Origin of the sequence: Modestobacter versicolor (genome assembly GCF_041028285.1) — a bacterium.
Lineage (GTDB): Bacteria > Actinomycetota > Actinomycetes > Mycobacteriales > Geodermatophilaceae > Modestobacter > Modestobacter versicolor_A.
This window is the reverse complement of the sequence record NZ_JABGDB010000003.1, coordinates 445862-472256: the sequence shown is the minus strand read 5'-3', so window position 1 is coordinate 472256 and position 26395 is coordinate 445862. Positions and strand designations below refer to the sequence as shown.

At 74.7% G+C, this 26395-nt stretch carries 21 protein-coding genes; 2 read left to right on the top strand and 19 right to left on the bottom strand.

Annotation, left to right across the window (positions count from 1 at the left end; translation table 11 throughout):
- Nucleotides 1–44: 44 nt before the first annotated feature.
- The 17 genes from nuoN to HL054_RS13510 form a co-directional block, all read right to left on the bottom strand.
- Complete coding sequence (nuoN, locus tag HL054_RS13590; protein ID WP_369139544.1) at nucleotides 45–1592, bottom strand: NADH-quinone oxidoreductase subunit NuoN; 1548 nt, start codon at nucleotides 1590–1592, stop codon at nucleotides 45–47.
- Complete coding sequence (locus tag HL054_RS13585; RefSeq protein WP_369139543.1) at nucleotides 1592–3241, bottom strand: NADH-quinone oxidoreductase subunit M; 1650 nt, start codon at nucleotides 3239–3241, stop codon at nucleotides 1592–1594. Before HL054_RS13585 ends, nuoN begins: the two co-directional genes overlap by 1 nt.
- A gap of 72 nt (nucleotides 3242–3313) precedes the next feature.
- A complete protein-coding gene (gene nuoL, locus HL054_RS13580; RefSeq protein ID WP_369139542.1) occupies nucleotides 3314–5218 on the bottom strand; it encodes an NADH-quinone oxidoreductase subunit L in 1905 nt (634 codons plus the stop codon).
- Between the two features lie 13 nt (nucleotides 5219–5231).
- The gene (gene nuoK / locus HL054_RS13575; protein WP_369139541.1) at nucleotides 5232–5531 is read right to left on the bottom strand and encodes an NADH-quinone oxidoreductase subunit NuoK; all 300 of its coding nucleotides are present in this window, start codon (nucleotides 5529–5531) and stop codon (nucleotides 5232–5234) included.
- Nucleotides 5528–6361 carry an NADH-quinone oxidoreductase subunit J gene (locus HL054_RS13570; RefSeq protein WP_369139540.1) on the bottom strand — a complete coding sequence of 278 codons (834 nt, stop codon included), beginning with the start codon at nucleotides 6359–6361 and terminating at the stop codon, nucleotides 5528–5530. Before HL054_RS13570 ends, nuoK begins: the two co-directional genes overlap by 4 nt.
- On the bottom strand, nucleotides 6358–6996 hold the full coding sequence (gene nuoI / locus HL054_RS13565; protein ID WP_369139539.1) for an NADH-quinone oxidoreductase subunit NuoI: 639 nt from the start codon (nucleotides 6994–6996) through the stop codon (nucleotides 6358–6360). The genes HL054_RS13570 and nuoI overlap by 4 nt, the downstream gene beginning before the upstream one ends.
- Nucleotides 6989–8437 carry an NADH-quinone oxidoreductase subunit NuoH gene (nuoH, locus tag HL054_RS13560; protein ID WP_369139538.1) on the bottom strand — a complete coding sequence of 483 codons (1449 nt, stop codon included), beginning with the start codon at nucleotides 8435–8437 and terminating at the stop codon, nucleotides 6989–6991. Before nuoH ends, nuoI begins: the two co-directional genes overlap by 8 nt.
- A complete protein-coding gene (locus tag HL054_RS13555; RefSeq protein ID WP_369139537.1) occupies nucleotides 8434–10893 on the bottom strand; it encodes an NADH-quinone oxidoreductase subunit G in 2460 nt (819 codons plus the stop codon). Before HL054_RS13555 ends, nuoH begins: the two co-directional genes overlap by 4 nt.
- On the bottom strand, nucleotides 10890–12218 hold the full coding sequence (nuoF, locus tag HL054_RS13550; protein ID WP_369139536.1) for an NADH-quinone oxidoreductase subunit NuoF: 1329 nt from the start codon (nucleotides 12216–12218) through the stop codon (nucleotides 10890–10892). Before nuoF ends, HL054_RS13555 begins: the two co-directional genes overlap by 4 nt.
- Before the next feature lie 4 nt (nucleotides 12219–12222).
- Nucleotides 12223–13230, bottom strand: a complete 1008-nt coding sequence (gene nuoE / locus HL054_RS13545) for an NADH-quinone oxidoreductase subunit NuoE (RefSeq protein WP_369139535.1) — start codon at nucleotides 13228–13230, stop codon at nucleotides 12223–12225.
- Nucleotides 13227–14549 (bottom strand): NADH-quinone oxidoreductase subunit D, encoded by a 1323-nt coding sequence (locus HL054_RS13540; protein WP_369139534.1) that lies wholly within the window; start codon nucleotides 14547–14549, stop codon nucleotides 13227–13229. Before HL054_RS13540 ends, nuoE begins: the two co-directional genes overlap by 4 nt.
- Nucleotides 14550–14562: 13 nt before the next feature.
- Nucleotides 14563–15279 carry an NADH-quinone oxidoreductase subunit C gene (locus tag HL054_RS13535; RefSeq protein ID WP_369139533.1) on the bottom strand — a complete coding sequence of 239 codons (717 nt, stop codon included), beginning with the start codon at nucleotides 15277–15279 and terminating at the stop codon, nucleotides 14563–14565.
- Nucleotides 15276–15944, bottom strand: a complete 669-nt coding sequence (locus tag HL054_RS13530) for a NuoB/complex I 20 kDa subunit family protein (RefSeq protein ID WP_440347936.1) — start codon at nucleotides 15942–15944, stop codon at nucleotides 15276–15278. Before HL054_RS13530 ends, HL054_RS13535 begins: the two co-directional genes overlap by 4 nt.
- Nucleotides 15945–15975: 31 nt before the next feature.
- Nucleotides 15976–16338, bottom strand: a complete 363-nt coding sequence (locus HL054_RS13525; RefSeq protein WP_440347935.1) for an NADH-quinone oxidoreductase subunit A — start codon at nucleotides 16336–16338, stop codon at nucleotides 15976–15978.
- A gap of 302 nt (nucleotides 16339–16640) precedes the next feature.
- The gene (locus HL054_RS13520; protein WP_369139532.1) at nucleotides 16641–17033 is read right to left on the bottom strand and encodes a VOC family protein; all 393 of its coding nucleotides are present in this window, start codon (nucleotides 17031–17033) and stop codon (nucleotides 16641–16643) included.
- A gap of 49 nt (nucleotides 17034–17082) precedes the next feature.
- Nucleotides 17083–18597 carry an HNH endonuclease gene (locus HL054_RS13515; protein ID WP_369139531.1) on the bottom strand — a complete coding sequence of 505 codons (1515 nt, stop codon included), beginning with the start codon at nucleotides 18595–18597 and terminating at the stop codon, nucleotides 17083–17085.
- 291 nt (nucleotides 18598–18888) lie between these two features.
- On the bottom strand, nucleotides 18889–19605 hold the full coding sequence (locus tag HL054_RS13510; RefSeq protein ID WP_369139530.1) for a demethylmenaquinone methyltransferase: 717 nt from the start codon (nucleotides 19603–19605) through the stop codon (nucleotides 18889–18891).
- A 38-nt stretch (nucleotides 19606–19643) separates the two neighbouring features.
- Between HL054_RS13510 and HL054_RS13505 the strand changes: the two genes are divergently transcribed.
- Together HL054_RS13505 and HL054_RS13500 are read left to right on the top strand one after the other, a co-directional pair.
- On the top strand, nucleotides 19644–20909 hold the full coding sequence (locus tag HL054_RS13505; protein ID WP_369139529.1) for an isochorismate synthase: 1266 nt from the start codon (nucleotides 19644–19646) through the stop codon (nucleotides 20907–20909).
- 86 nt (nucleotides 20910–20995) lie between these two features.
- A complete protein-coding gene (locus HL054_RS13500; RefSeq protein ID WP_369139528.1) occupies nucleotides 20996–23680 on the top strand; it encodes a putative bifunctional diguanylate cyclase/phosphodiesterase in 2685 nt (894 codons plus the stop codon).
- Here the strand turns inward: HL054_RS13500 and menD are convergent.
- Together menD and HL054_RS13490 are read right to left on the bottom strand one after the other, a co-directional pair.
- Nucleotides 23671–25392 carry a 2-succinyl-5-enolpyruvyl-6-hydroxy-3-cyclohexene-1-carboxylic-acid synthase gene (gene menD, locus HL054_RS13495; protein ID WP_369139527.1) on the bottom strand — a complete coding sequence of 574 codons (1722 nt, stop codon included), beginning with the start codon at nucleotides 25390–25392 and terminating at the stop codon, nucleotides 23671–23673. The two genes, HL054_RS13500 and menD, sit on opposite strands and share 10 nt — an antisense overlap.
- A 13-nt stretch (nucleotides 25393–25405) precedes the next feature.
- Complete coding sequence (locus HL054_RS13490) at nucleotides 25406–26380, bottom strand: o-succinylbenzoate synthase (protein ID WP_369139526.1); 975 nt, start codon at nucleotides 26378–26380, stop codon at nucleotides 25406–25408.
- Nucleotides 26381–26395: the final 15 nt, after the last annotated feature.

The window sequence follows — 26395 nt, the reverse complement described above, 5'->3', positions numbered from 1 at the left end:
CCCCGCTTGACAGGAGCTCGCCGACGACCTCGCGCGCGGGCCGCTCAGCCGACCAGCACCGCCGCGGACTCGGCCAGGTCGAGCACCGCGCCGGGCAGGATGCCCAGCACCAGGGTCGCCGCGGCGGTGACCGCCAGCACGATGGTGGTCGGCAGGCCGGGGACGCCGACGGTCGGCCCGTCGGGCGCGGGCTCGGAGAAGTACATGAGCACGATGACCCGCAGGTAGAAGAACGCCGCGATCGCGCTGGCGATCAGCGCGACCAGCGCCAGCGGCCAGGCCCCCTCCTCGATCGCCGCCCGGAAGACGGCGAACTTGCCGGTGAAGCCGCTGGTGAGCGGGATGCCGGCGAGGGCGAGCAGGAAGAAGCTCATCAGCGCGGCCACGACCGGCGACCGCCGTGCCAGGCCCGCCCACTGGGACAGGTGGGTGGCCTCGCCGTCGCCGTCCCGGACCAGGGTGACCAGCCCGAAGACGCCGAGCGTGGTGAGCGCGTAGGCGAGCAGGTAGAACATCGTCGCGGCCAGGCCGTAGCCGGTGCCCCCGGGACCGAGGCCGATCACGCCGGTGAGCAGGAAGCCGGCGTGCGCCACCGAGGAGTAGGCGAGCATCCGCTTGACGTCGGTCTGGGTGAGCCCGAGGACGGCGCCGACCACCATCGAGGCGATCGCCAGCGCGTAGACCAGCGGCCGCCAGGTCCAGTCGGCGGTGCCGAAGGCGACGTAGAGCAGCCGCAGCACCGCGCCGAACGCGGCGACCTTGGTGGCGGCGGCCATGAACGCGGTCACCGCGGTCGGGGCGCCCTGGTAGACGTCCGGCGTCCAGGTGTGGAAGGGCGCGACGCTGGCCTTGAACATCAGGCCGACGATCAGCAGGCCGAGGCCGAGGACCACCAGGGTGCTGCCGCCCTCGGTCACCGAGGCGTCCCGGATCGCCGACAGCCGCACGCTGCCGGTGGCGCCGTAGACCAGCGCGAGGCCGTAGAGGAAGAACGCGGAGGCGAAGGCGCCGAGCAGGAAGTACTTGAGCGCCGCCTCCTGGGACAGCAGCCGCCGGCGGCGGGCGAGGCCGGAGAGCAGGTACAGCGGCAGGCTGAGCACCTCGAGCGCCACGAACATGATCAGCAGGTCGTTCGAGGCGGTGAACAGCATCATCCCGCCGACGGCGAAGGTCGCCAGCGGGTAGACCTCGGTCTGCACCCGCTCGGAGGTGGCCAGCTCGCGGTCGCGGACGCTGCCGGCCGGCACCGCCGCCGTGGCGACGAAGGCCGACCGGGCCGGGTCGAGCGCGCGCTCGCTGAACAGCAGCACCGACAGCGCCCCGACGGCGGCGATGGTGCCCTGCAGGAACAGCGCCGGGCCGTCGACGGCCAGCGCACCGCCGGCGGTGACCTCGTCGTCCCTGCCGGCCAGCACCACGGTGCTGACGAGGGCGCCGAGGGTCCCGACCAGCGCCAGCGCCACCTGCACCGGGTGCCGGACGGCGCGGGGCGCGAAGGCCTCCACCAGCACGCCGACCGCGGCGGCGCCGAAGACGAACAGCAGCGGCGCCAGCGCTGCGTAGGACAGGTCGGGAGCGTCGATCGTGCCCATCAGTCGGTGCCCTCGTCTGTGGTGGCCGGGGTCGTGCCGCCCGGGTCGGCGCCGACGTCGGTCATCGTCGCCTCCACCGCCGGGGTGACCAGGTCGATCAGCGGCTGCGGGTGGACGCCCAACCCGATGACCAGCGCCACCAGCGGGGCCACGACGGCGAGCTCGCGCCGGGACAGGTCGCGGACCCGCAGCGAGCGGGTGGCGGCCGGGGCGGTGCGGACCGCGGTCGCGCCACCGCCGTGCGCGTCATCCGCGCCGTGTGCGTCGTCCGGCCCTGAGCCCTCGGCCACCGGGTCGTCCCGCAGCAGCACCCCGCGCGGGGGCCCGTGGAACACGCGCTGGTACATGAGCAGGACGTAGAGCGCGGCCAGCACGATCCCGGTGGTCGCGATGATCGTGAACACCGGCTCCTCCGGGAACGAGCCGAGGAGCACCAGGAACTCGCTGACGAAGCTGTTGGTGCCCGGCAGCGCCAGCGACGCGAGCCCGGCCAGCAGGAAGACCCCGGCCAGCAGCGGCGCCGCGGCCGCCAGCCCGCCGTAGTCGCGGATCTGCCGGGAGCCGCCGCGCACGATGACCATGCCGACGACGAGGAACAGCAGGCCGGTCGCGATGCCGTGGTTGACCATGTAGAGCACCGCGCCGGTGGCCGCCTCGGTGCTGAAGGCGAAGATGCCCAGCGCGATGAAGCCGAAGTGCGCGATGGAGGTGTAGGACACCAGCCGCTTCATGTCGCTCTGACCCATCGCCAGCAGCGCGGCGTAGAGGATGCCGACCACCGCGAGCACGAGCACCCACGGCGCCAGGTCGCGGGAGGCGTCGGGGAACAGCGGCAGGCAGTAGCGCAGGAAGCCGAAGGTGCCGACCTTGTCCAGCACGCCGACCAGCAGCACCGCGCTGCCGATGGGCGCCTCAGCGCCGGCGTCGGGCAGCCAGGTGTGGAACGGCACCAGCGGCGCCTTGATCGCGAAGGCCACGAAGAAGCCGAGGAACAGCAGCTTCTGCACGCCGGGGTCGATGTCCAGCTGCCGCAGCGCGTCGAAGGCGAAGGTGCCCTCGCCGAGCTGGGAGTTGCTGACCACGTAGAGGCCGATGACGGAGGCGAGCATGACCAGCCCGCCCAGCAGGCTGTAGAGGAAGAACTTGACCGCGGCGTACTGCCGGTTCGGGCCGCCGAAGCTCCCGATCAGGAAGTACATCGGGACCAGCATCGCCTCGAAGAAGACGTAGAAGAGGAACACGTCGGTGGCGGCGAAGACGCCGACCATCATCGACTCGAGCACCAGCAGCCAGGCCCAGTAGGTGCGCATGGACCGGGTGCCGGCGGCGGTCTCCCGCCACGAGGCGCCGACGACGACGGGCACCAGCACGCCCACGAGCAGCAGCATCGACAGCGCGATGCCGTCGACGCCGAGGGCGAAGTCGACGCCGAAGTCGGGGATCCAGGCCACCGAGGTGGTGAGCTGGAAGCGGTCGCCGCCGACGTCGAAGGCGACGGTGGCCAGCACGGCGAGCAGCAGCACGACCAGGCTGACGGCGAGGGTCAGCTGCCGGGCCAGCGCCTCCCGCGCGGGCGGCAGGGCGGCGACGACGGCGGCACCCACCAGGGGCACTACGACCATCGCGAGCAGGAACGGGAAGTCAGCCACGGTGCCGCTCCTCCTCGGTCGGTGCGGTGGTCGGGGTGGTGGTCGAGCGGGTGGTCGGGGTGCCGGCGCCGCTCATGCCGACGTCACCGCGAGCAGGGCGCCGGCGATGAGCACGGCACCGCCGAGCATCCCCAGCGCGTAGCTGCGCACGAACCCGGTCTGCGCCCGGCCCAGCCGGGACGACGAGCCGCCGAGCGCCGCCGCCGTCCCGTTGACCACGCCGTCGACCCCGCGGGCGTCCAGCCAGACCAGCGCGCGGGTCAGCCACATGCCGGGCCGCATGAACAGCGACTCGTTGACGGTGTCGGCGTACAGCGCGCGGCGGGCGGCCACCACGACCGGCGACACCCGGGCCGGCGCGGTGACCGGCACCTCGCGGCGTCCGACGAACAGCCAGGCGGCCGCGGCGCCGAGCAGCATCACCACCGTCAGCCCGATGCTGACCACGATCGGCGGGACCACGTGCGCGGCCTCCTCCGGCTCGCCGAACACCGGCTCCAGCCACTCGGTGAGCGGGAACGCCTCGACGAGCAGGAACCCGGCGGCCACCGACCCGATCGCCAGCACGACCATCGGCGCGGTCATCACCGTCGGCGACTCGTGCGGGTGCACGCCGTCCTCCCAGCGGGCCCGGCCGGCGAAGGTCATCAGCATCAGCCGGGTCATGTAGAAGGCGGTGAGCCCCGCACCCAGGACGGCGACCCCGCCGAGCAGCCAGCCCGACGCCCCGCCGCGGTCGAACGCGGCCTCGATGATCGCGTCCTTGGTCCAGTAGCCGGACAGGAACGGGAACCCGATCAGCGCCAGGTAGCCCAGCCCGAAGGTGACGAAGGTGACCGGCAGCCGCTTCGCGAGCCCGCCGTAGCGGCGCATGTCGACCTGGTCGCGCATCGCGTGCATGACCGAGCCGGCGCCGAGGAACAGCCCGGCCTTGAAGAAGCCGTGGGCGAGCAGGTGCGCGATGCCGGCGGCGTAGCCCACCGGGCCGAGGCCGACGGCCAGGAACATGTAGCCGATCTGGCTGACCGTGGAGTAGGCCAGCACCTTCTTGATGTCGTCGTAGGCGCAGCCCACGATCGCGCCGATCATCAGCGTCAGCGCGCCGATGACCAGGACGACGGTGCGCGCCGTCGCCGTCTCGTCGAACACCGGGGCGCTGCGGGCGATCAGGTACACCCCGGCGGTGACCATGGTCGCGGCGTGGATCAGCGCGGAGACCGGGGTCGGGCCCTCCATCGCGTCGGGCAGCCAGGCCTGCAGCGGGAACTGGCCGGACTTGCCGCAGGCGCCGAGCAGCAGCAGCAGCCCGATCGCGGTGACCGTGCCGCCGGCGAGCAGGCCCACCTCGCCGAAGACGCCGGCGTAGGACGTCGTCCCGAGCTGGGCGAACATGAGGAAGATCGCCAGGGCGAGGCCGACGTCGCCGACCCGGTTCATGATGAACGCCTTCTTCGCCGCCGTGGCGGCGGCCGGGCGGGTGTACCAGAACGCGATCAGCAGGTAGGACGCCAGCCCGACGCCCTCCCAGCCGACGTAGAGCGCGACGTAGCTGTTGCCCAGGACCAGCAGCAGCATCGCCGCGACGAACAGGTTCAGGTAGGCGAAGAACCGCCGGCGGGCGGGGTCGTGCGCCATGTAGCCGATCGAGTAGACGTGGATCAGCGCGCCGACCCCGGTGATCAGCAGCACGAACACCGCCGACAGCGGGTCGAACAGCAGGCCGGCCTCGACGTCGAGGTTGCCGGTCCGGATGAAGGTGAACAGGTCGACGCTGGCCGAGGGCTCGTCCAGGCCGCTGAGCTGGAAGGTGCAGAACAGGCCGATCACGAACGCCGCGGCCACCGTGCCGGTGGCCAGCAGGTGGCCCCACCGGTCGGTGCGGCGGCCGCCGAGCAGCAGCACCGCGGCGCCGGCCAGCGGCAGCGCGATGAGCAGCCACGAGGCGCCGAGCAGGCCGGTGGCGGGGATGGTCTCCATCAGTCGGCTCCGGTCAGTACTTCAGCAGGTTGACGTCGTCGACCGAGGCGGAGCGGCGGGTCCGGTAGACGCTCATGATGATCGCCAGCCCGACGACCACCTCGGCCGCCGCGACCACCATCACGAAGAAGGCGATGACCTGGCCGTCGACGGTGCCGGTGGTGCGGGCGAAGGTGACCAGCGTCAGGTTCACCGAGTTGAGCATCAGCTCGACGCACATGAACACGACGATCGCGTTGCGCCGCACCAGCACCCCGACGGCGCCGATGGTGAACAGGACAGCGGCCAGCACCAGGTAGTTGGAGATGTTCACGCGGGGTCCCCTCCGCTCGTGCCGAGTGCGGCGTCCGGTCCGCCGGCGTGGCCGAGCCCCTCGCGCTCGGCGCCGGTCGAGCCCGAGGGCGGCAGCTCGTCGACGACCTGCGGCTCGACCCCCGTGGCGAAGCTGCGCGGCGCGGGGCTGCCGTCGGGCAGCCGGCCGGGGGCGGCGATCGAGTTGGCCCGGGCGTAGACGCCGGGGCCGGGGAGCGTCTGCGGGTGGTCCTCGGCGAGGAACCGCGCCCGGGAGAGCTCCTTCTGGGTCTGCCGGCTGCCGGGCTCCCGCTCGATGTGCGCCAGCACCATCGCACCGACCGCCGCGGTGATCAGCAGGGCGCTGGTGATCTCGAAGGCGAGCAGGTAGCGGGTGAACAGCAGCTCGGCGATCGCCGGGACGTTGCCGTCGGCCGCTCCCCCGGCGCCGCCCTGCACCGCCTCCAGCCCGGTCACCGGGGTGTCCCGGGTGGCCTCGGCGATGCCGGCGCCGACCAGCCCGGCGAACCCGATGCCCAGCACGATCGCCGCGACCCGCTGCCCGCGCAGGGTCTCGACCACCGAGTCGGAGGTGTCCCGGCCGACCAGCATCAGCACGAAGAGGAAGAGGATCATGATCGCGCCGGTGTAGACGATGATCTGCACCGCGCCGAGGAACGGCGCCTCCTGGACGACGTAGAACACGCCGAGCGCCAGCATCGTGTTGATCAGCCAGAGCGCGGAGTGGACGGCGTTCTTCGACAGCACCATGCCCAGCGCGCCGGCGAGCGCGATCGGCCCGAGCACCCAGAAGACGATCGCCTCCCCGGTGCCGATCTCGACCGGGGTCACGCCAGCTCCTCGAGCACCGGCTCGGCCGCCTGCCGGTTCGGGGGAGCCGCCTTCGGGTCGCGCACGTAGTAGTCCTTCTCGTCGTCCCCGAGGCGCATCGGGTGCGGGGGCTGCTCCATCCCGGGCAGCAGCGGGGCCATCAGCTGCTCCTTGGTGTAGATCAGCGCCTGCCGGTCGTCGTCGGCCAGCTCGAAGTCGTTGCTCATGGTCAGCGAGCGGGTCGGGCAGGCCTCGATGCACAGGCCGCAGAAGATGCAGCGCAGGTAGTTGATTTGGTAGACGCGGCCGTACCGCTCACCCGGGGAGAACCGGGCCTCCTCGGTGTTGTCGCCGCCCTCGACGTAGATCGCGTCGGCCGGGCAGGCCCAGGCGCACAGCTCGCAGCCGACGCACTTCTCCAGCCCGTCGGGGTGCCGGTTGAGCACGTGCCGGCCGTGGTAGCGCGGCTTCGTCTGCTTCGGGACCTCGGGGTACTCCTCCGTGGTCACCTTCTTGAACATCGTGGCGAAGGTGACGCCGAAGCCCTGGGCGGGGCCGGGCAGCCAGCTGGTGCGCTTGCCGGCCGGGGTGGGCGGCGCGCCGGTCTGCCGGGCGACCGCGCCGCCCTCGCGGCGGGCCGGGGTGTGCTCAGACATCGTCGTCCTCCTGCTGCTGGACGGGGGTCGGGCTGCGCCGTCCGGTGCCGACGACCGTGCCGGCGCCGACCGCCTCGCGGCTGCGCAACCGGGGGGACGGCGGGACCCGCAGGTCCATCGGCGGCACCGGGAAGCCACCGGCGGCCCGGTCCCGGCTGCGCGAGGTCGGCGGGAGCACCTCGGGCTCGGTCGGGTTGATCGAGCCGGCCGCCGCGGCGCGGGCGGCGACCCGGGTGTCCCGGTTGCGCATCCGCGAGGCGACCAGCAGCCCGGCGAGCACCAGCAGCGCGATCGGCACCCCGACGAACACGGCGACCTCACCGCCGTCGAGGTCGGCCTCGCGGGAGATGGTGCGCATCGTGGCGACGACCAGGATCCAGACCAGCGCCGTCGGCACCAGGACCTTCCAGCCGAAGCGCATGAACTGGTCGTAGCGCAGCCGGGGCAGCGTGCCGCGGAGCCAGATGAAGACGAAGAGCGCGACGACCACCTTGGCGAAGAACCACAGCAGCGGCCACCAGCCGGTGTTGGCGCCGTCCCAGATCGAGATCGGCCACGGCGCCCGCCAGCCCCCGAGGAAGAGGGTCGCGGCCAGCGCGGAGACGGTGACCATGTTGACGTACTCGGCGAGGAAGAAGAGCGCGAACTTCAGCGACGAGTACTCGGTGTGGAAGCCGCCGACCAGCTCGCTCTCGGCCTCGGGGAGGTCGAAGGGCGCCCGGTTCGTCTCGCCGACCACGGCGATGACGTAGATGACGAAGGAGACCGGCAGCAGGACGGCGTACCAGCTGGGGCCGGTGAACTCGATGCCGAAGAAGGACAGGTCGGTGCCGTCGGCCTGCCCGGCGACGATCTCGCTGGTGGACATCGACCCGGCGTAGAGGAACACCGCGACGATCGACAGGCCCATCGCGATCTCGTAGCTGACCATCTGGGCGGCGCTGCGCAGCCCGCCGAGCAGCGGGTACGTGGAGCCGGACGCCCAGCCGCCGAGCACGATGCCGTAGACGCCCATCGCCGAGCAGGCCAGCACGATCAGCACCCCGATGGGGGCGTCGGTGAGCTGCAGCGGGGTGCGCTCGCCGAAGATGCTGACCGTCGGCCCGAGCGGGATCACCGAGAAGGCCAGGAACGCCGGGATGGTGGCGATGACGGGGGCCAGGAAGTACACCGGCCGGTCGGCCAGCGCCGGCATGATGTCCTCCTTGAACGCCAGCTTCAGGCCGTCGGCGAGGCTCTGCAGGTAGCCGCGGGGGCCGACCCGGTTGGGGCCGACCCGCTGCTGCATCCGGGCGACGACCTTGCGCTCGAACACGATGGCGAACAGCGTCATCAGCACCAGCACCGCGAAGATGCCGACGATCTTGACGAGCACGATCCACCAGACGTCGTTGCCGAAGTCCTCCAGCGTGGGCTGGTCGCGCGCCGCGAGGGGGGTCACCGGGCACCGCCTGCGCTGAGCGTGACGACGGTGCCGGGCCCGGTGCCGAGCCCGGTGCGGACCGCGCTGCCGGGTGAGCGCATCGGCAGCCAGACCACCCGGTCCGGCATCTCCACCAGCTGCACCGGCAGGGTGACCGCGCCGGCCGGGCCGGTGACGGTGAGCAGGTCGCCGTCGGCCAGGCCGAGCCGGCCCGCGGCGTCCGTGCCCAGCCGGGCCACCGGCGGGCGGGCGGTGCCGGCCATGGCCGGCTCGTCGCGCTGCAGGGTGCCGTCGTCGAGCAGCTGCCGCCAGGAGGCCAGCACGGCCTGCTCGCCGCGCAGCTCCGGTGCGGCCGCCGGGGCGACGTCCAGCCCGCCGCGGGGAGCGCCGCCGGTCGAGCCGCCGAGGGCGATGAGCTCCCGGCGGGCCTCGACCACGGTCGGCAGGCCGAGCCGGACGCCGAGGTGCTCGGCGATGCCGTGCAGCACCCGGCCGTCGGTCAGCTGGCCGGTGCCGTGCAGGGTCGCGTCGAACGGACGCACCCGGCCCTCCCAGTCCAGGTAGGCGCCGGCCTTCTCCGGTGCCGCGGCGACCGGCAGGACGACGTCGGCGTGCGCGGTGACCGCGCTCGGGAACAGCTCCAGGCTGACCACGAACCCGGCGGTGGCCAGCGCGGCCTCGGCCAGCGCCGGGTCGGGCAGGTCGTGCGGGTCGACGGAGCCGACGAGCAGGCCGCCGAGGGCGCCGTCCCGGGCGGCGGCGAGGATGCCGGTGAGGTCGCGGCCCGGGGTCGCCGGGACCGGGGCACCCCACAGCTGCTCGACCTGGGCGCGGGCGGCGGGGTCGGTGACCAGCCGGCCGCCGGGCAGCAGCCCGGGCAGCGCGCCGACCTCGACCGCGCCCCGCTCCCCCGCCCGCCGCGGCACCCAGCCGACCCGGGCGCCGGTGGACCGGGCGAGCCCGGCGACGGCGGAGAAGCCTCCGGGCACCTCGGCCAGCCGCTCACCGACCAGGACGACGGCACCGGGCAGCCGGAGCGCCTCCACCGCGGGGCCGCCCCAGGTGCCGGCCGCCAGGGCGGTCAGCGAGCGGGCCTCGTCCCCGGGCACGGTGGCCAGCAGCGTCGCCTTCAGCTTCTCCGCGGCGCGGGTGGCGAAGGGGGCGACGTCGAAGACCTGCATCCCCGTGGTCCGGACGGCCCGGCGCAGCCGCAGGAAGACGATCGGCGACTCCTCCTCCGGCTCGAAGCCGACCAGCAGCACGGCCGGGGCCGCGGTCAGCTCGTCGTAGGTGACCGCGCCGGCGCCGGGCGCCGTCCCGGCCACGTGCGAGGCCAGGAACGCCAGCTCCTCGGCGGAGTGCGCGCGGGCCCGGGCGTCGACGTCGTCGGTGCCCAGCACCACGCGGGCGAACTTGGCGTAGGCGTAGGCGTCCTCGACGGTGAGCCGCCCCCCGGGCAGCACCCCGACCCCGCCGGCCTGCTGGGCCGCGCGCAGCCCCTCGGCGGCCGCGGCCCACGCCTCCGGCCAGGAGGCCGGCTGCAGCACGCCGTCCCGGCGGACCAGCGGGGTGGTGAGCCGCTCGTTGCTGCTGGCGTAGCGGAAGCCGTAGCGGCCCTTGTCGCAGTTCCACTCCTCGTTGACCGCGGGGTCCTCCCCGGCCAGCCGGCGCATGACGGAGCCGCGGCGGTAGTCGGTGCGCTGGGCGCAGCCGCTGGCGCAGTGCTCGCAGACGCTGGGCTCGCTGCGCAGGTCGAACGGGCGGGAGCGGAAGCGGTAGGTGGCGCTGGTCAGCGCCCCCACCGGGCAGATCTGGGTGGTGTTGCCGGAGAAGTAGGACTCGAACGGCTCGTCCTCGTAGATCGCCACCTGCTCCAGCGCGCCGCGCTCGAACAGCTCGATGAACGGGTCGCCGGCCACCTGCTGGCTGAACCGGGTGCAGCGGGCGCACAGCACGCAGCGCTCGCGGTCCAGCAGCACCTGGGTGCTGATCGGCAGCGGCTTGGGGTACGTGCGCTTGGTCTCGACGAACCGGGTCTCGGTGCGCCCGTTGCTCATCGCCTGGTTCTGCAGCGGGCACTCGCCGCCCTTGTCGCAGACCGGGCAGTCCAGCGGGTGGTTGACCAGCAGCAGCTCCATCGTGCCCTGCTGCGCCTTGTCGGCGACCTCGCTGGTCAGCTGGGTGTGCACCACCATGTCCGGCGTCACCGGGGTGGTGCAGGAGGCGACCGGCTTGCGCTGGCCCTCCACCTCGACCAGGCACTGCCGGCAGGCGCCGATCGGGTCGAGCAGCGGGTGGTCGCAGAACCGCGGGATCTGGACGCCGATCTGCTCGGCGGCCCGGATGATCAGCGTCCCCTTGGGCACCGCCACCGCGAAGCCGTCGATGGTGCAGTGCACGGCGTCCGGGGGCGTGTGCGGACCGGGGACCGCCGGCGGGGTGGCCGGCGCCGGGGTCGGAGCGGTCGTCGTCATGCCATGGCCCCCACGGGCTCGATGCGGAGCGACCGGCCCAGCCGGCTCTGCTCCTCGGCGGGCAGGAGGGCGACGTAGTCGTCCCGGAAGTACTTCAGCGAGCTGGCGATGCAGCTGGTGGCGCCGTCGCCGAGGGCGCAGAACGACCGGCCCAGGATGTTGTCGCAGGTGTCGGTGAGCAGGTCCAGGTCGGCGGCCCGGCCGTGCCCGTGCACCAGCCGTTCCAGGATCTGGACCAGCCAGTAGGTGCCCTCCCGGCAGGGGGTGCACTTGCCGCAGCTCTCGTGGGCGTAGAACTCGGTGAACCGCAGCGTCGCCTCGACGATCGAGTCGGTCTCGTCGAAGACCATCAGCGCCGTGGTGCCGAGCATCGAGCCGGCCGCGGCGACCGAGTCGAAGTCCAGCGGGACGTCGAGGTGCTCCGCGGTGAAGTACGGCGTCGAGGAGCCGCCCGGCGTCCAGAACTTGAGCTCGTGCCCAGGGCGCACGCCGCCGGCCATGGCCAGCAGCTCGCGCATCGTCGTCCCCATCGGGGCCTCGTACTGGCCTGGCCGGACGACGCGACCGGACAGCGAGTAGATCTTGGGTCCCGGCGACTTCTCCGGGCCCATCGCCTTGAACCAGCCCGACCCGCCGCGGACGACGTACGGGACGCTGGCCAGCGTCTCGACGTTGTTGATCACGGTCGGGGCGCCGTAGAGGCCGGCGACGGCCGGGAACGGCGGCTTGAGCCGGGGCTGCCCGCGGTAGCCCTCCAGGGAGTCCAGCAGGGCGGTCTCCTCGCCGCAGATGTAGGCGCCGGCGCCGGCGTGCACGACGAGCTCCAGGTCGTAGCCCGAGCCCAGCACGTCGGTGCCGAGGTAGCCGGCGGCGTAGGCCTCGGCGACGGCGGCCACCAGCCGGCGGTGGGCGTGCACCGCCTCGCCGCGGACGTAGATGACGGCGAAGTGCGAGCGGATCGCGTACGCGGAGATGATCACGCCCTCGACCAGCGAGTGCGGGTCGGCCATCATCAGCGGCACGTCCTTGCAGGTGCCCGGCTCGCCCTCGTCGGCGTTGACCACCAGGTACTTGGGCGCCGCGGCCGGGCCGGTCGGGGTCTCCCCCGGCTTGGGCTGCGGGATGAAGCTCCACTTCATGCCGGTCGGGAAGCCGGCACCGCCGCGGCCGCGGAGGCCGGAGTCCTTGACCAGGCCGACCAGCTCGTCGGGGGTCATGGCCAGCGCGGTGCGCAGCGCGCGGTAGCCGTCGAGCCGCTCGTAGGTCTCCAGCGTCCAGGAGCGCGGCGCGGCGTACCGCGAGGTCAGCACGGGGGTGAGCGGCACGGCGTCAGACCTCTCGCTCGACGGAGCTGTTCGTCCCGCCGGTGGTGCCGGTGGGTGGGGTGTCGGTGCCCTCGTGGCCGCGCTCGGCCGGCTGCCGGCCGGCGGGCTCGGGGGCGTCGGTGTGCACCTGCTCGGCACCGCTCTTCTCGGCGGGGTTGCCGGCGGCGGCGACGGTGGCGTCGCCGGCCCGCTCGGCACCGGTGCCACCGGACGACGGCGCCTCGGGTGCCGGGGTGCCGGCGTCGGTGTCCGGGCGGCCTCCCGCGTCCATGGCCGGCGCCTGCTCGCCGCGCTCGGCGGCCAGCCGGACGCCGATCAGCGTCGGGGCCCCGGCCGAGGGCCCGTCGACCGCGGCCTGCGCCGCGGCGGCGTCGGTGAACTGCGAGAGGCCGGCGAGCTGGCGGGAGACGCCGCGGAAGTCGGTCAGGGGCGCGCCGCGGGTCGGCGGCGGCTTCTCGCCCCGGCGCAGGGCGGCGACCAGCTCCCGGGCGCTGTCGACGTCCTGCTGGTCGTAGAACTCGTAGTCGACGGTGACCACCGGCGCGTAGTCGCAGGCGGCAAGGCACTCGGCGTGCTCGAGGGTGACCGAGCCGTCGGCCGCCGTCTGGTCGTGGCCGACGCCGAGGTCGGCGGAGACCGCGTCGTAGATGCGCTGCCCGCCCAGCACGGCGCACAGCGTGTTGGTGCAGACGCTGACCAGGTGCCGGCCGGTGGGGTGCCGCTTGTACATCGTGTAGAAGGTCGCGACCGCGCCCACCTCGGCCTTGGTGAGGCCGAGCAGGCGGGCGCAGAAGCCGACGCCCTCCGGGGACACGTAGCCCTGCACCGACTGCACCAGGTGCAGCATCGGCAGCAGCGCGGAGCGGGCCTGCGGGTACCGGGCCATCAGCTCGCGCGCCTCGGCCTCGTGCTGCTCGGTGAGCAGCGGCAGGTCCGGGGCGGCGGGCTCGACCGGGCTGGAGTCCAGCCCGGTGACCGCCGTCCCCTCGAAGGAACCGGGCAGAGCACTCATCGGTCCACGCCTCCCATGACCGGGTCGATGGAGGCGATCGCCGCGATGACGTCGGCGATCATGCCGCCCTCGCTCATGGCCGCGGTCGCCTGCAGGTTGGTGAAGCTGGGGTCGCGGACGTGGACGCGGAACGGGCGGGTGCCGCCGTCGCTGACCACGTGGTAGCCGAGCTCGCCGCGGGGTGACTCGATGGCCGTGTAGACCTGCCCGGCCGGCACCCGGAAGCCCTCGGTGACCAGCTTGAAGTGGTGGATCAGGGCCTCCATCGACTGGCCCATGATGTGCCGGACGTGGTCGAGGGAGTTGCCCATCCCGTCGGCGCCGAGGGACAGCTGCGCGGGCCAGGCGATCTTGGCGTCCTCGACCATCACCGGGCCCGGCTCGAGCTTGTCCAGCGCCTGCTCGACGAGCTTCAGCGACTCACCGATCTCGGCGACCCGGACCAGGTAGCGGCCCCAGGCGTCGGCGGTGTCCGCGGTCGGGACCTCGAAGTCGTAGGTCTCGTAGCCGCAGTAGGGCTCGACCTTGCGCAGGTCCCAGGGCAGGCCGGCGGACCGGAGGACCGGGCCGGTGACGCCGAGGGCGAGGCAGCCGGTGACGTCGAGGAAGCCGACGTCCTTGAGCCGCCGCTGCCAGATCGGCTGGCCGGTGAGCAGCCGGTGCATCCCGGTGATCCGCTCCGGCATCACCTCGAGGAACTCGCGGATCCGGCCCTCGACGCCCTCGGGCAGGTCCTGCGCCAGGCCACCGGGGCGGACGTAGGCGTGGTTCATCCGCAGGCCGGTGATCTCCTCGAGCAGGTCGAGCACCAGCTCGCGCTCGCGGAAGCCGTTGGTCATCCCGGTGAGGGCGCCCATCTCCATGCCGAAGGTGGCCAGCCCCACCAGGTGCGAGGCGATCCGGTTGAGCTCCATGACCAGCACCCGGATGGTCTGGGCGCGCGGCGGGGCCTCGACGCCCAGCAGCTTCTCCACGGCCAGGCAGTAGGCGGTCTCGTTGAACAGCGGGGCCAGGTAGTCCATCCGCGTGACCAGGGTCGTCCCCTGGGTCCAGGTCCGGTACTCCGTCGTCTTCTCGATGCCGGTGTGCAGGTAGCCGATGACGACGCGGGCCTTGGTGACCGTCTCGCCCTCGAGGTCGAGCACCAGCCGGAGCACCCCGTGGGTGGAGGGGTGCTGCGGGCCCATGTTGACGACGAGCCGCTCCTCCTCGTGCGGGTCCGCACCGAAGGTCTGGTCCCAGTCGCCACCGGTGACGGTGTAGACCCGGCCCTCGGTGGTGTCCCGCGAGCCGGCGTAGGGGTCCTGCGTCGTGGTCATGCTGCGCTCCCGGTCATCGGTAGCTCCGGCGCTCGTCGGGCGGGGGGATCTGCGCGCCCTTGTACTCGACCGGGACGCCGCCGAGCGGGTAGTCCTTGCGCTGGGGGTGGCCCTCCCAGTCGTCGGGCATGAGGATCCGGGTCAGCGAGGGGTGGCCGTCGAAGACGACGCCGAACATGTCCCAGGCCTCCCGCTCGTGCCAGTCCGCGGTCGGGTAGACCCGCGTCACCGAGGGGACGTGCGGGTCCTCGGCGGTGACGGCGACCTCGAGCCGGATGCGGCGGCGGTAGGTCATCGACGTCAGGTGGTAGACGACGTGCAGCCGCGGCCGGTCGGGGGTGGCGACCGGGCCGCCGCTGTCCTCGTAGTCGACGCCGGAGACGCTGCTGCACAGCTCGAAGCGGAGCGCGTCGTCGTCCCGCAGGGCCTGGACCAGGGTGAGCAGGTGCTCCCGGACGACGAACCAGGTGATCTCGCCGCGGTCGACGAGCACCCGCAGCACGGCGGCGTCGTAGGTGGCCTGGCCGACGGCGTCGATGAGGGCGTCGGTGACCTCGTCGAACCAGCCGCCGTACGGGCGGTCGGTGGAGTGCAGCGCGACGGCGCCGCCGGGCTCGACGCGCACGAGCCCGCCGAAGCCGGAGGTGTCACCGCTGCCGGTGACGCCGAAGGCACCCTTCCGGAAGCCGCCGGACGGCGCGGCCGCGGCCCCCGGCCCGGCCTCGGTCATCGCGGTGCCCCGGGCAGGACGACGGCGTTGCCCCCGCGCTGCTCGATGGCGAACTGGCCGGTGCGGCCGGCGGCGGCGGCCTGCTCGTAGGCGCGACGGGCGGCCGGGTCGGCCCGGACGCTGGAGGGCATCTCGACGTGCAGGTCAGGGGCGGTGCCGTCGGCGCGGGCGGCGGCCTGCTGGGCGGCGCGCTTGGCGCCGAGGGGCTCGTGCTGGATCTTGTGGTGCAGCTTGAGGATGGCGTCGGTGAGCATCTCCGGCCGCGGCGGGCAGCCGGGCAGGTACATGTCCACCGGGACGATGTGGTCGACGCCCTGGACGATCGCGTAGTTGTTGAACATGCCGCCGGAGCTGGCGCAGACGCCCATGGCGAGCACCCAGCGCGGCTCGGGCATCTGGTCGTAGATCTGGCGGAGGACCGGGGCCATCTTCTGGCTGACCCGGCCGGCGACGATCATCAGGTCGGCCTGGCGCGGCGAGGCGCGGAAGACCTCCATGCCGAAGCGGGCGAGGTCGTAACGGCCGGCGCCGGAGGCCATCATCTCGATCGCGCAGCAGGCCAGCCCGAAGGTGGCCGGCCACAGCGAGGACTTCCGGGTCCAGTTGACCAGCTTCTCGACGCTGGTGAGCAGGACGCCGCTGGGCAGCTTCTCCTCGAGGCCCATCAGGACTCCCCGTCCCTCGGTGCGCGCACGGTCACTCCCACTCCAGCCCGCCGCGGCGCCAGACGTAGGTGTAGGCGATGAAGACGGTGAGGATGAAGACGGCCATCTCGACGAGGCCGAAGACCCCGAGCCGGTCGTTGGCGACGGCCCACGGGTAGAGGAAGACGATCTCGATGTCGAAGACGATGAACAACATCGCGGTCAGGTAGTACTTCACCGGGAAGCGGCCACCGGTGAGCGGCTGGTCGACGGGCTCGATGCCGCACTCGTAGGCCTCGAGCTTGGCGCGGTTGTACCGGCGCGGGCCGATGAACGGCGCAGCGGTGACCGAGAAGAGCGCGAACCCGGCGGCGAGGACGAACAGCCCGACCAGGGGCACGTAGTTCGACAGCATCAGTGCCCGCCCACCGCCCGGGCGGCAGACGCCGGGGCGGCCGGGGACCCGCCGGTGACCGGCGTGCACCTCGTCGCGCAGACCACGGGAGGACCTCCAGACCGACCCGGCGACCCGGGTGTGACGCTTGTGAACAACTTCACAAAGTCGAGCGGTCGAAGCCTATGCCCGAGGGGTGCCAGAAAGCCAGGACCCCCGGTGACCGAGTTCACACAGCGGGTCCTGACGGGCACACGACCTGCGCATTCGGTGCTGCGGGGCGTGCGCCGACGCCGTCGGGGCGGTCGGGTGCGGCAGCCCCCTCAGAAGTCGGCGCCGGTGCGCCAGGCCATCTCCTGCAGGGTCCAGCCGTTGCCGTCGGGGTCCGCCAGGGCCGCGTACCGGACCCCGCCCCCCACGTCGACGACCTCGCCGACCTCGACTCCACGGTCGACGAGCTCGGCGCGGGCCGCCTCGATGTCGGCGACCACCAGGTGCAGGCCGCGGACCGACCCCGGAGCCCCCTCGTAGACCGGCAGCCCGGTGCCGAAGCTGATCGAGCAGGCCGACCCCGGGGGCGTCAGCTGCACCACCCGGACCCCGTCGGCCGGGCGCACGTCCACGTCGGCGTGGAAGCCGAGCAGGTCGGCGTAGAACGCCTTGGCCCGTTCGACGTCGCTGACCGGGATCGGCACGAGTTCGAGCTTCATGTCCATGGCGTGCTCCTCCGGCTGGGGGCGACGACCGCCCGCGGCGCCGACCCTGTCAGAACGGCGGGGTGTCATGCTCGTCGTCGGGCGCCGGTGCGTGGATCTCGGGCAGGCGGGAGCCCGGTGGTCGGGTGGTGCGGGTGACGCCTGAGGGCGTGGTGACGGTCAGCGTGCCGTCGTCGGTCATGGTGAACCGCCAGCCGGGGGCGTGGGTCTTGAGCCGGTGGTGCCGGCGGCACAGCGAGCACAGGTTGCCGCAGTCGGTCGGTCCGCCGTCGGCGTGAGCGGTCACGTGGTCGGTGTCGGTCCACCGCGCCGGCCGTCGGCAGCCGGGATGCCGGCAGGTGCGGTCGCGGGCCTTGACGAAGCGTTGCTGCGCCGGCGTCGGGGTGTACCGGTCCACCGGCGGTGGAGCGGTCAGCACTGCACAGCCGCAGTCACCGGCCGGGTGCACGCGGCAGCCGCGGCGGACCAGCCGTTCCAGCTCCGGACGGCTCACCGTCGCGCGCAGCGCACCGCTGGCCGGGTCGGTCAGGTCGATGCCCAGACTGCCGCCGACCGGAGCCTGCAGGCCACCCGGGCACAGCGCGTCGAGCTGCTCCAGCAGGGCGCGGAGCTGCCCGGCGGTGATCGGGGCGCCCTCGACGCTGGCGGCATCGTCGTCGGTGGGCACCCGGACGTCAGCACCGGGCTCCCGTTGATCTCCGAGCACCGGGAGCGGGGCGATCACCCGCAGGTGCGCGGTCACCGGCTCCCGGCTGGTGTCCCACGGCCGGAGGATGAGGTCAGCCATGATCTGCGTGCGCAGCTGGCCGATCGGCCGGGTGTCCCCGTCGGCCTTGGCCATCCGCGCGTACCCGTCCACCGCCTCGCGGCAGGCGGCGGCGACCGGCATCGGCAGGTCCGCGATGAGCTGCCCCATCCCGTCGGCGGTCGCGCGGGTGACCACGTCGGCGTTGGCCTCGGCCTTCTTCCGCCGCCGATCCGCCGCCGCCTCGTCCAGCGCGATCAACGCCGCTGCCGTCCGCTCCTGCAACCGGCGCGGCGTCTCCCCCGCCAGCGCCCACTCCAGCGCCTGCGCCTCGACCTCCGCGACGACCCCTGGCGCGACCTTGCCGCCGGCCGCGACGGACTGCCCGCCCAGGGCCCGGGCGATCGCCGCCGCCCGCGGCGGGTCGACCAGCCCGTCGGCCAGCGCACCCCAGGTGTCGGGCAGCTCGTGGACCAGCACCAGCGAACGCTCCAGCAGCCGCGACGCCGCCGTCACCGAGATCCCCCGCGCCAGCGCCAGCTCATCGACGAAGAACTCGCTCACCTGCACCGGCGGCGGCTCCCCCGGTGTCCACCCCGCCACCCGATGACCGGGCTGATCCGGGCTCCGGTCCGCCGACGCCGGCCGGCGCGCGGCCATGCTCGCCACCATCGCCGCCTCGTAGGCAGCCAGCTTCGCCGCACCGACCGCCAGCGCCGACATCTCCCGCGCCCACTCGACGTCGTCGAACCCGTCGGGGTCCAGCACGTCGGTCAGCCGCGACCGCCGCCGCGTCACCCCGGCAGGCGGTGGCTCCATGCTCCGGTCCCGCGGCTCCGAGACAGGCGCGACAGTCAGCGCCACCCCGTAACCCGCCGCCTCGAACACACCCCGAACCTAGAGAAGGGGTACGACAGTCCTGCCTGCTCAGCACGGCGATCCGTCGGGCCGGCTCCCGTCCAGCGGGCAACGCGACGACCCCGCCGGCGCGGTGGACGACACCCCTGGCTGGGTGCGCACGCTGCCAAGGTCAGACCGCGTCGCCGACCGTGGAGCCGTGCCACGACGCGGCTCCACGGACGCCGGAGCGGCTCAGGCGGGCGAGGACGCCTACAGCCGGGTGCCGCGGTGCAGCGCCACGACGCCGCCGGTCAGGTCGCGCCAGGCCACGTCGGCCCAGCCGGCCTCCTGCAGCCAGCGCGCCAGCTCCGGCTGGGCCGGCCACGCGCGGATCGACTCCGCCAGGTAGACGTAGGCCTCGGGGTTGCTGCTCACCGCCCGCGCGATCACCGGCAGCGCGCGCATCAGGTACTCGGTGTAGACGGTGCGGAAGGGCCGCCAGACCGGGCTGGAGAACTCGCACACCACGAGCGTGCCGCCGGGGCGGGTGACCCGGGCGAACTCGCGCAGGGCGGCGACGGGGTCGGCGACGTTGCGCAGGCCGAAGGAGATGACGACGCCGTCCACGCTCTGGTCGGCCAGCGGCAGCGCCATCGCGTCGCCGGCGACCTTGGGCACCGGCCGCGACGCCGCGGCGCGCAGCATCCCCTGGGAGAAGTCGCAGGCGATCGCGTGCACTCCCCCGGCGGCCAGCTCGACGGTGGAGACCGCCGTCCCGGCCGCGACGTCGAGCACCGTCGAGCCCGGCCGGGCGCCCAGCGCCTCACGGGTGGCCCGGCGCCAGCCGGCGTCCAGACCGCCGGAGAGCACGGTGTTCGTCACGTCGTAGCGGCCGGCCACCCGGTCGAACATCGCCGCGACGTCGGCCGGGTGCTTGTCCAGCCCCGCCCGCGTCCCCGCTGCCGCACGTCGTCCACCGGTCGCCACGTCGGCGACGCTACCTCCGGGCCTCCTACCCTGGAGCGGTGACCATCGCAGCCGACCCGACGGACGTGGCCGTCGTCACGACCACCCCGTTCGGTCCGCGCCGCACCCCGCTGCTCACCCTGCTTCCCGCCGAGGGCGCCCTCGCCTGGGTCCGCCGGGGCGAGGGCCTGGTCGGCTGGGGCGAGGCCGACCGCCTCGAGGTCACCGGCCCGGACGCCCTCACCGAGGCCGCCGCCTGGTGGGCCGACCGCTGCGCCGCCACGGAGTCCGACGACCCGCTGCGCGTCCCCGGCTCCGGCCCGGTGGTCTTCGCCTCCATCGCCTTCGACCCCGCGGCCGGGACGTCGGTGTTCGTCGTCCCGGAGGTCGTCGTCGGCCGCCGGGACGGGCAGACCTGGGTCACCGTCACCGGCGAGGCCGACGAGGCCCGTGCCGTCGTCGAGAGCTCACCGCAGGAGGCGGCCACCTCGATCGGCCGGCTGGCCTACGCCGACGGGGCGCTCGACCCGGTCGCCTGGTGCGGCGCGGTCGCGGCCGCCGTCGCCCGGATCGACGCCGGTGAGCTGGACAAGGTGGTGCTCGCCCGCGACCTGCTGGTCAGCGCCGACCGCCCGCTCGACCCGCGGCGGCTGCTGCTCCGGCTGGCCGAGCGCTTCCCGGACACCTGGACCTTCGCCGTCGAGGGCATGCTCGGCGCCACCCCTGAGCTGCTGCTGCGCCGCACCGGCCGCCGGCTCGACGCCCGGGTCCTCGCCGGCACCGCCCCGCGGGGCGCGGGCGCGGACGACGACCGGCTCGCCGCCGGGCTCGAGGCGTCGGTCAAGGACCACGCCGAGCACAGCTACGCCGTCACCAGCCTCGCCGACGCGCTGCGCCCGTTCGTCGACGACCTGTTCGTGCCCGACCGGCCCGACGTGCTCACCCTGCCCAACGTCCGGCACCTGGCCAGCGACGTGCACGGCACCCAGCGGGACGGCGACCCGACCGGCCTGCTCGAGCTGATCCGGGCCGTGCACCCCACCGCGGCGGTCTGCGGCAGCCCCACCCCCGCCGCCGCCCGGGTCATCGGCGAGCTCGAGGGCATGGACCGCGGCCGGTACGCCGGTCCGGTGGGCTGGCTGGACTCCCGCGGCGACGGCGAGTTCGGGCTGGCGCTGCGCTGCGCCCAGCTCACCGGCGCCGACGACGGCCGCCAGGCGCGGCTGTTCGCCGGCTGCGGCATCGTCTCCGGCTCCGACCCGATCGCCGAGCTGGCCGAGACCCAGGCGAAGCTGGCCGCCTTCCAGGCCGCCCTGGAGGACTGAGACCGCCCGCGGCGTGGTCTCACCCGTAGGTGTCGATCCGGTCCGGCCGGGTCAAGCCCGCCCACGTCCAGGCCGAAGCTGTCCGGGTGAGCAGGCCCCGCGTGTCCGTCGGCGGGCACCGCCCTCGGACGGACCCGTGGGCGGTCGGCTGCGCGCTGCTCGTCGCCGTCCTGCCGCTGCTGCTGGCGCTGACCGTGCTCCGGCCGCGCACGGTCGTCGGCGGTCTGGCCGCCGTCGGCGTCGCCGTGCTCGCCGCCGTCATCGGCTGGGTCGCGGTCGCCTCCCGCCCGTCGAACCGCGGCTCGGTCCCCTGGGTGCCGCTGGCCCTGACCTGCACCGCCCTGGCCGACGTCGCCGCGCAGGTCGTCGAGCGGGGCACCGGCACCATCCACTCGGTGTCGGTCCCCGACCTGCTCCGGCTGGCCGGCATCGCGGCGCTGGCCGGGATGCTGCTCCTCCCCCGGCTCGGCGGCTCGCGGCTGCCGCGCGCGTCGCTCCAGTCCCTCCTGGACGGCGCCGCCGCGCTCGTCGTCGCCCTGCTGGTGACCTACCAGAGCGGGGTCGCCCGCCTGCTCGAGGAACGCGGTCACGACCTCCTCGACCGGGTGCTGTGGATGGCCTACCCGGTGCTCGACGCGGTCGTCATCGGCCTCGGGGCCTGGCGCGTGGTGGTCGGCGGCCGGGTCCGCGGGCCCGCCCTGCTGGGCCTGCTGGCCGCGTGCTGCTGGCTCGGCGCCGACGTCGGCCGGCTGGTGCTCGTGTCCTCCGGCACCGACAGCCCCTGGCCGCGGGTGGCCCACCTGGTCGGCATGCTGCTGCTCGCCCTCGTCCCGTGGACCCGCGTGGCTCCCGGCGACCGGGACCGCGGACGGCGGTCCGGCCACGGACCGTGGCGGATGACGCTGAACGTGCTGCCGTTCACCGCGCCGGCGCTGGTCGAGCTCGCGGCGTGGCAGCGCGGCGTCGACGTCCACCCGGGCCCGGGGCTGGTGGTCTGGGGCGTGCTGCTGGTGCTCACCACGGTCCGCACCCGCGTCCTGGCCCTGGACGCCGACCGGGCCTGGGCCGCCGTGCGCTCGCAGGCCCGCCGCTCCGAGGCGCTGGCCGTGCACTCCTCCGACGCGGTCGCGGTGGTCGACGGCACCGGGCTGCTCACCTCCGACTCCCGCACGCTCACCGAGCTGCTCGGCCGGCCCGCCACCGGCGGGGTCTCCCTGCCGCACCTGCTGACCGCGATCGGGGTGGCCCCGGACCAGGTCACCGCGGCGCTGCAGCAGGCCCAGCGGGACCCCGGTGCCCCCGTCGAGCTGGAGCTGCTCGGCGGCTCCGGGACCACCGGACCGGTGTGGCTGGGCGGTCGCGCGGTGGACCTCCGGCACGACCCGGACGTGGCCGGCATCGTGGTCAGCGTCTACGACATCACCGCCCGCAAGCTGGCCGAGCGGGAACTGGCCCACCAGGCGTTCTACGACGGGCTGACCGGGCTGGCCAACCGCTCGCTGTTCCTCGCCCACACCGAGCAGGCGCTGCGGCGGGCCGGCCGCACCGGCAGCCCGCCGGTCGTGCTGTGCCTGGACCTCGACGGCTTCAAGGACGTCAACGACAGCATCGGCCACCTGGCCGGTGACGACCTGCTGTGCACCGTCGCCGAGCGGCTGCGCGGCGTCGTCCGGGCCGCCGACACCGTGGCCCGGTTGGGCGGCGACGAGTTCGCCGTGCTGGTCGACGACACCACCGGCGGTGTGCCCGCGGCGGCCGCCCTCGCCCAGCGGCTGCTCGAGGTGATCAGCGCCCCGGTCGACCTGGGCGGGCACACGGTGGCCGTGGCCGCCAGCATCGGCATCGTCGTCGCCGAGCCCGAGGCCACGCCGCTGTCGCTGTTCCGCGACGCCGACATCGCCATGTACCGCGCCAAGGCCGCCGGCCGCGCCCAGTGGGTCGTGTTCGACCTCGGGATGCGCACGGCCGCCCTGCAGCGGATCGAGCTGGAGCGGGAGCTGGCCGGCGCGCTCGCCGCCGGGCAGCTGCGGCTGGCCTACCAGCCGGTCGTCGACCTGCGGACCGAGCAGGTCACCGGCTTCGAGGCGCTGCTCCGCTGGCAGCACCCGACCCTCGGCGCCGTCGGCCCGGAGCGCTTCGTCCCGGTCGCGGAGGACTCCGGCGAGATCGTCGCCATCGGCCGCTGGGTGCTGTCCCAGGCCACCGCCACCGCCGCCCGCTGGCAGCGCGCCCACCCGGGCACCCCGCTGTCGATGGCGGTCAACGTCTCCGCCCGGCAGCTGGTCGGCGGCACGCTGCTGCAGCACGTGGCCGAGGCGCTGGCCACCAGCGGTCTCGCGCCCTCGGCGCTGGTCCTCGAGGTCACCGAGACCGCCCTGGTCACCGACCCCGACGCGGTCGCCGAGCGGCTGGCCGAGCTGCGCGCCCTCGGCGTCCGGCTGGCGCTGGACGACTTCGGCACCGGCTACTCGTCGCTGAGCTACCTGCGGCAGTTCGACGTGGACGTGCTCAAGATCGACCGCTCCTTCGTCACCCTGCTCGACGGCTCACCGGACGACGCCGCGATCGTGCACGGCCTGGTCCAGCTGGGCCGCACGCTGCGGCTGGAGGTCGTCGCCGAGGGCGTGGAGACCACCGGCCAGCGCGACCGGCTGCGCGCCGAGCACTGCGACTCCGCGCAGGGCTGGCTGTTCTCCCCCGCGCTGGAGGAGGCCGACGCCGAGCTGCTGCTGCTCGGCCGGCCGCACCCGGTCGCGCTCCCTCAGGCCTGACCCAGCGCCGCTGCCGCGACCTCGCGCAGCCGCACCGCCAGCGCCGCGTCGGCGGCGGCGTCGGTGCGGACTACGACGACCCGCGGCCCGCCCGCCGCCAGCGCCGCCGGGAGCTGCCCGGGCTCGTCCACCGCCGTCGCGGCCCAGCCCAGCGCCCGGGCGACCGCGACCAGGTCGCGCCCGTGCGGTGTGCCGAACACCCGGCGGTAGGACGACGCGTGCTGCGGCTGCCCCGGCTCCAGCTGGGCGAAGATGCCGCCGCCGTCGTTGTCCGGGACGACGACGGTCAGGTCGGGCACCGCCTCGCCCTCGCCGGTGAGCAGACCGGTGAGGTCGTGCAGGAACGTCAGGTCGCCCATCAGCGCGAACGCCGGCCCGCCGCCGGGGTGGGCCAGGGCGGCGCCCACGGCGGTGGAGATGGTGCCGTCGATGCCCGCCACCCCGCGGTTGGCCAGCACGGTGAGGTCGCCCCGCGGCACCGCGAGCCGGTCGACGTCGCGCACCGGGGTCGACGAGCCGACGACCAGCAGCGCACCGGCGGGCAGCGCCGCCACCACGTCGCGGGCCAGCCGAGCGGCGGTCAGCCCGTGCGCCGGGTCGTCGAGCTCCGCGTCCACGGCTCCCCCGACCCGGGTGGCAGCGGCTGACCAGTCCGCCACCCACGCCTCGTCGCTGGGCCCGGCGTCGTCCGTCCCCGGCCGGCCCGCGCCCACGACGGCGCTGCCCCGGCCCGGGTCGGCCCAGCGCGGGGTCGCGGCGACGGTCTCCACCCGTACCGCCGGGTCGGCCAGCAGCGCCGACACCGGCCGGGACAGCGTGGGCCGGCCGACGACGACGACCCGCTCGGGCCGGTGCGCGGCCAGCCAGTCCGGGGCGGCGAGCAGCAGCGCGGCACCGCGCACCGCACCGGCCGCGCCCCACGCCCCGCTGCTCGGCTCGGCCAGCACCGGCCACCCGTGCCGGTCGGCGGCGGCCGCGGCAGCCCGGCCGAGGGCAGCGGGCGCGTCCCCGGCGACGACGAGCGTGCGGCCGGCCGTGCCCACCAGCGCCGGCGGGGCGCCGGCGCCCGGGGCCGCCACGGTCCACGGCGCGCCGTCCGGGCGGCCGGCGAGGTCGCCCGAGGGCAGCGGCGCGGGCGTGCCGGGCGTGCCGTCGTCGGGCAGCAGCGGCTCGCGCAGGCCGAGGTTGAGGTGCACCGGGCCGGGGTCGCCGGAGACGTCGCCGCGGGCGACCAGCAGCGCCTTGGCCACCACCGACCGCCAGTACCGGTTCTGCGCCGCCTCGCGCCCGGCCTCGGGCACGCCGACGTCGACCGCCCAGCGGACCGCGCCGCCGTAGAGGCCGGGCTGCTCGATGGTCTGGTTCGCCCCGGTCGAGCGCAGCTCCGGCGGCCGGTCGGCGGTGAGCGCCAGCAGCGGCACGCCGCTCGCGGCCGCCTCGAGCACGGCGGCGTGCAGGTGCGCGGTCGCCGTCCCGGAGGTGGTGAGCACCGGCACCGGCCGGCCCGCCGCCCGGGCCAGGCCGAGCGCCAGGAAGGCGGCGGTGCGCTCGTCGATCCGCACGTGCAGCCGCAGCCGGCCGGCGGTCTCCGCGTCGGCCAGCGCGAGGGCCACCGGCGCGGACCGGGACCCGGGCGCGACGACGGCGTCGGTGACCCCGCCCCGGACCATCTCGTCGACGAGCACCCGGGCGAAGGCGGTGGCGGGGTTCACTGGCCCCTCCTGCTCACGGGCCCAGCACGGCGGCGAGCCGCTCGCGCCACCGCCGGTCGGTGGCGGCGTCCGCGGTCACCTCGGCCAGCCGGTCCGGCGCCGGGCGGGCGACCGGCAGCGCGCCGTCCACGGGCAGCAGCGGCTCGCTGGTGACGTCGCCGGTGAACAGCGCCACGGTGGCCAGCCCGCAGGCGAACGGCAGCTCGGGCAGCGCCGCCGCCAGCGCCACCCCGGCGGCGATCCCGACCGAGGACTCCAGCGCCGAGGACACCACGCACGGCAGCCCGTGCGCCTCGGCCACCTCCAGCGCGGCCCGCACCCCGCCCAGCGGCTGCACCTTGAGCACCACGACGTCCGCGGCCCCGGCCAGCGCCACCCGGCGGGGGTCGGCCGCCCGGCGCACGACCTCGTCGGCGGCGACCCGGACGTCGATCCGCCGGCGCACCGCGGCGAGCTCCTCGACCGTGGCGCAGGGCTGCTCGACGTACTCCAGGCCGTAGCGGTCCAGCGCGGTGATCCGGCGGACCGCGGTGTCGACGTCCCAGGCGGTGTTCGCGTCCACCCGGATCGCGCCGGCCGGGCCCAGCGCGTCCCGCACCGCCTCCACCCGGGCGTCGTCGTCGGCCTCGGTCTGCCCGGGCTCGGCCACCTTCACCTTCGCCGTCCGGCACCCCGAGGCGCTGACGATCGCGTGCGCCTGCGCGGGGCCGACCGCGGGCACCGTGACGTTCACCGGCACGCTGCCGCGCACCGGGTCGGGCCAGCCCAGGACGGCGGCCTCGTGGGCGCTCCGCCACCAGCGGCGGCTCTCCGCGACGTCGTAGTCCCAGAACGGCGAGAACTCGCCCCAGCCGGCCGGGCCCTGCACCAGCACGCCGTCCCGGACGTCGAGGCCGCGGAACCGGGTGCGCATCGGCACCGACCAGACGTGCGCCTCCAGCTGCCCGGGGGCGCTGGCCGGGGCGTCCTCCCGGCTGGTCGTCGGCACGGGTGACAGCCTAGG